The following is a 5,718-nucleotide window of genomic DNA, read 5'->3' as shown; positions in this document are numbered from 1 at the left end:
TAAAGCAAAACCCCCCGTTACAAACGTAACGAGGGGTTTTTAAAGGGAGCCTGACGATAACCTACTTTCACACTGGTTGCAGCACTATCATTGGCGCAGAGTCGTTTCACGGTCCTGTTCGGGATGGGAAGGGGTGGTACCAACTCGCTATGGTCATCAGGCATAAACTGTCAGTCCGCTGTGCACACGTTGTTTTGTGTGTCCACAACAAACTCAATTCAGAAGAAGTTTCGCAGAATGTGCGCCGTCTTTATATCAACTCGCACCAATCTCTATTTGTTTTTGCCGATTTCTCAGCTTTTCATGGTTATGATTCGTACCAAACTCTCTTTGGCAAACACTTCATAATTTCTCTCGTAGCCCACAACCTGCTAAGGTTATAGGGACAAGCCTTACGGGCAATTAGTACTGGTTAGCTTAATGCATTACTGCACTTCCACACCCAGCCTATCAACGTCCTGGTCTCGAACGACCCTTTAAAGAGATCTAGTCTCTGGGAAGTCTCATCTTAAGGCGAGTTTCCCGCTTAGATGCTTTCAGCGGTTATCTCTTCCGAACATAGCTACTCGGCAATGCCACTGGCGTGACAACCGATACACCAGAGGTTCGTCCACTCCGGTCCTCTCGTACTAGGAGCAGCCCCCTTCAAACTTCCAACGCCCACGGCAGATAGGGACCAAACTGTCTCACGACGTTTTAAACCCAGCTCACGTACCACTTTAAATGGCGAACAGCCATACCCTTGGGACCGGCTACAGCCCCAGGATGTGATGAGCCGACATCGAGGTGCCAAACTCCCCCGTCGATATGAACTCTTGGGAGGAATCAGCCTGTTATCCCCAGAGTACCTTTTATCCGTTGAGCGATGGCCCTTCCATACAGAACCACCGGATCACTATGTCCTACTTTCGTACCTGCTCGACTTGTCAGTCTCGCAGTTAAGCACGCTTATGCCATTGCACTATCGTCACGATGTCCGACCGTAACTAGCGTACCTTCGAACTCCTCCGTTACACTTTGGGAGGAGACCGCCCCAGTCAAACTGCCTACCATGCACTGTCCCCAACCCGGATTACGGGCCAAGGTTAGAACCTCAAACAAACCAGGGTGGTATTTCAAGGATGGCTCCACGCAAACTGGCGTCCACGCTTCAAAGCCTCCCACCTATCCTACACAGATCGGTTCAAAGTCCAATGCAAAGCTACAGTAAAGGTTCATGGGGTCTTTCCGTCTAGCCGCGGGTAGATTGCATCATCACAAACACTTCAACTTCGCTGAGTCTCGGGAGGAGACAGTGTGGCCATCGTTACGCCATTCGTGCAGGTCGGAACTTACCCGACAAGGAATTTCGCTACCTTAGGACCGTTATAGTTACGGCCGCCGTTTACTGGGACTTCAATCAAGAGCTTGCACCCCATCATTTAATCTTCCAGCACCGGGCAGGCGTCACACCCTATACGTCCACTTTCGTGTTTGCAGAGTGCTGTGTTTTTATTAAACAGTCGCAGCCACCAGTTTATTGCAACCCCTTCGTCCTTCCCCCGCAGGGGGGTCAAACTACAAGGGCGTACCTTATCCCGAAGTTACGGTACCAATTTGCCGAGTTCCTTCTCCCGAGTTCTCTCAAGCGCCTTAGAATACTCATCTCGCCCACCTGTGTCGGTTTGCGGTACGGTCTCGTATGACTGAAGCTTAGAGGCTTTTCTTGGAACCACTTCCGATTGCTTCGCAGGATATACCCGCTCGTCTCAACCCCTTGAATTCCGTGCCCGGATTTGCCTAGGCACCTTCTACAAGTCAAGAACAGGCTCTTCCAACCGCCTGACAACCTTCCGCGATCCGTCCCCCCATCGCATCATACGACGGTGCAGGAATATTAACCTGCTTCCCATCAGCTACGCATCTCTGCCTCGCCTTAGGGGCCGACTCACCCTGCTCCGATGAACGTTGAACAGGAAACCTTGGGCTTACGGCGTGGAGGCTTTTCACCCCCATTATCGCTACTCATGTCAGCATTCGCACTTCTGATACCTCCAGCATCCTTTACAAGACACCTTCGCAGGCTTACAGAACGCTCTCCTACCATATGCATAAATGCATATCCGCAGCTTCGGTGTACAGCTTAGCCCCGTTACATCTTCCGCGCAGGACGACTCGATCAGTGAGCTATTACGCTTTCTTTAAAGGGTGGCTGCTTCTAAGCCAACCTCCTGACTGTTTTAGCCTTCCCACTTCGTTTTCCACTTAGCTGTACTTTGGGACCTTAGCTGGCGGTCTGGGTTGTTTCCCTCTTGACACCGGACGTTAGCACCCGATGTCTGTCTCCCTTGCTCGCACTCGTCGGTATTCGGAGTTTGCAATGGTTTGGTAAGTCGCGATGACCCCCTAGCCATAACAGTGCTCTACCCCCGACGGTGATACAAGAGGCACTACCTAAATAGTTTTCGGAGAGAACCAGCTATTTCCAAGTTTGTTTAGCCTTTCACCCCTACCCACAGCTCATCCCCTAATTTTTCAACATTAGTGGGTTCGGTCCTCCAGTGCGTGTTACCGCACCTTCAACCTGGCCATGGGTAGATCACTTGGTTTCGGGTCTACACCCAGCGACTAAGACGCCCTATTCGGACTCGATTTCTCTACGCCTTCCCTATGCGGTTAAGCTTGCCACTGAATGTAAGTCGCTGACCCATTATACAAAAGGTACGCAGTCACGGAACAAGTCCGCTCCTACTGTTTGTATGCACACGGTTTCAGGTTCTATTTCACTCCCCTCCCGGGGTTCTTTTCGCCTTTCCCTCACGGTACTGGTTCACTATCGGTCGATATCGAGTATTTAGCCTTGGAGGATGGTCCCCCCATGTTCAGACAGGATTTCACGTGTCCCGCCCTACTTGTCGCAAGCTTAGTTCCACACCGATAATTTCGTATAAGGGGCTATCACCCTCTATGGCCGGAGTTTCCAATCCGTTCTACTATTAAAGATGCTAAATCTTGCAGGCTCTTCCCATTTCGCTCGCCACTACTTTGGGAATCTCGGTTGATTTCTTTTCCTGTAGCTACTTAGATGTTTCAGTTCGCCACGTTCGCTTTTAACACCTATGTATTCAGTGTTAAATGACCCTAAGGCCGGGTTTCCCCATTCGGAAATCTGCGGATCAATGTGTGTTTGCTCACTCCCCGCAGCTTATCGCAAGCTACTACGTCCTTCATCGCCTGATATCGCCAAGGCATCCACCATGTGCACTTATTCACTTGTCCCTATAACTTTAGCTTCTAGTGTCTGTCGCCTATCTCTAAGCTTCAGGTTCATCACTAAAAACCGGTTATAGTTCTTTACTACTTATGAGTATTACTTTAGCGTTGCCGTATCTCAAGAATTTATTTTTTTCTAAAACTGCCTTTCGGCTGCTTTGATCAAACTCTTTTAATACTTTGTTTGTTCGATACAATCATAACCCTTCCATAAATCTGATCAGTATTGCTACCAATCTCTTTACAGAAATAAATTTTGATTATTTCTACTTTACTTCTTCTGAATTGTTAAAGAACGAGAACTTCTTGTTTCAGAGTCTTCCGACTCTCTTTCGATTTGAAAGAACAAACCTAAACAGCGCTCGCGCCATTTGCGTTTGTTTTCTCATCCTACTTTTGGTAGGGCTGGTTGGGCTCGAACCAACGACCCCCGCGTTATCAACACGGTGCTCTAACCAGCTGAGCTACAGCCCCAGTATGGTGGAGGTTGACGGGATCGAACCGACGACCCCCTGCTTGCAAAGCAGGTGCTCTCCCAGCTGAGCTAAACCCCCATTCAGGTACTGCTTCCTACTGCAAAGCAGCTTCACTACTCTTTACTACTTTTCTCGTCTCTTCTTTTAACAGTCAATAAAAGTGAACACTTAACTACCAGCGCTACTCTAGAAAGGAGGTGATCCAGCCGCACCTTCCGATACGGCTACCTTGTTACGACTTCACCCCAGTCACGAACCCTGCCGTGGTAAGCGCCCTCCTTACGGTTAAGCTACCTACTTCTGGCAGAACCCGCTCCCATGGTGTGACGGGCGGTGTGTACAAGACCCGGGAACGTATTCACCGCGACATGCTGATCCGCGATTACTAGCGATTCCAACTTCATGTAGTCGAGTTGCAGACTACAATCCGGACTACGATACACTTTCTGGGATTAGCTCCCCCTCGCGGGTTGGCGGCCCTCTGTATGTACCATTGTATGACGTGTGAAGCCCTACCCATAAGGGCCATGAGGACTTGACGTCATCCCCACCTTCCTCCGGTTTGTCACCGGCAGTCTCATTAGAGTGCCCTTTCGTAGCAACTAATGACAAGGGTTGCGCTCGTTGCGGGACTTAACCCAACATCTCACGACACGAGCTGACGACAGCCATGCAGCACCTGTGTGCAGGTTCTCTTGCGAGCACTTCCAAATCTCTTCGGAATTCCTGCCATGTCAAGGGTAGGTAAGGTTTTTCGCGTTGCATCGAATTAATCCACATCATCCACCGCTTGTGCGGGTCCCCGTCAATTCCTTTGAGTTTTAATCTTGCGACCGTACTCCCCAGGCGGTCTACTTCACGCGTTAGCTGCGTTACCAAGACAATTAAGTCCCGACAACTAGTAGACATCGTTTAGGGCGTGGACTACCAGGGTATCTAATCCTGTTTGCTCCCCACGCTTTCGTGCATGAGCGTCAGTGTTATCCCAGGGGGCTGCCTTCGCCATCGGTATTCCTCCACATATCTACGCATTTCACTGCTACACGTGGAATTCTACCCCCCTCTGACACACTCTAGCCTTACAGTCTCCAATGCAGTTCCCAGGTTGAGCCCGGGGATTTCACATCAGACTTATAAAACCGCCTGCGCACGCTTTACGCCCAGTAATTCCGATTAACGCTTGCACCCTACGTATTACCGCGGCTGCTGGCACGTAGTTAGCCGGTGCTTATTCTTCAGGTACCGTCATCAGTACGCTATGTTAGAGCGCACCTTTTCTTCCCTGACAAAAGAGCTTTACAACCCGAAGGCCTTCTTCACTCACGCGGCATTGCTGGATCAGGCTTGCGCCCATTGTCCAAAATTCCCCACTGCTGCCTCCCGTAGGAGTCTGGACCGTGTCTCAGTTCCAGTGTGGCTGGTCGTCCTCTCAGACCAGCTACTGATCGTCGCCTTGGTGAGCTTTTACCTCACCAACTAGCTAATCAGATATCGGCCGCTCCAATAGCACAAGGTCCGAAGATCCCCTGCTTTCATCCGTAGATCGTATGCGGTATTAGCTATCCTTTCGGATAGTTATCCCCCACTACTGGGTACGTTCCGATATATTACTCACCCGTTCGCCACTCGCCACCAGGTGCAAGCACCTGTGCTGCCGTTCGACTTGCATGTGTAAGGCATGCCGCCAGCGTTCAATCTGAGCCAGGATCAAACTCTTCAGTTTAATCTCTGTTTAAAGACATTTCTGTCTGTCGCTCACTCAAAATACTGACAGTTCGATTCTCTGAATTGTTACCAACTCTGAAAACCGTCTTGTTTTATTTCTTGTGAAGCATTTGATATTTTTTAAGCTTGCCGCTCAGTTTTAAAACCAAGCGGTGCGCTTTCATCAAGTGCTCACATTTATTGACTGTTAATTGTTAAAGATCACAGAATATTGAATTCTTTTCCTGCCTGCCTTGCGGCGTTTGCTTCGAATCGTTTTGTTCGT

2 tRNA genes and 3 rRNA genes are annotated in these 5,718 nt (G+C 49.6%); all 5 read right to left on the bottom strand.

The features are described from left to right. Window positions 1-48: 48 nt before the first annotated feature. A 5S ribosomal RNA gene (gene rrf, locus EYB48_RS18810) occupies window positions 49-161 on the bottom strand. A 220-nt stretch (window positions 162-381) separates the two neighbouring features. Beyond that, window positions 382-3,258, bottom strand: a 23S ribosomal RNA gene (locus EYB48_RS18805). Between the two features lie 391 nt (window positions 3,259-3,649). Continuing rightward, window positions 3,650-3,726: transfer RNA gene (locus EYB48_RS18800), tRNA-Ile, on the bottom strand. 4 nt (window positions 3,727-3,730) lie between these two features. After that, window positions 3,731-3,806, bottom strand: a tRNA-Ala gene (locus EYB48_RS18795). A 112-nt stretch (window positions 3,807-3,918) separates the two neighbouring features. Next, window positions 3,919-5,451, bottom strand: a 16S ribosomal RNA gene (locus tag EYB48_RS18790). The 16S, 23S and 5S rRNA genes sit together here with 2 tRNA genes alongside, the layout of an rRNA operon. Window positions 5,452-5,718 lie beyond the last annotated feature (267 nt).

The sequence above is a fragment of the Cognatundibacterium crateris genome, from assembly GCF_010078235.1.
Lineage (GTDB): Bacteria > Pseudomonadota > Gammaproteobacteria > Burkholderiales > Burkholderiaceae_D > Undibacterium > Undibacterium crateris.
The sequence above is the reverse complement of the archived record's forward strand: the minus strand, read 5'-3'. Positions and strand labels throughout refer to the sequence as shown.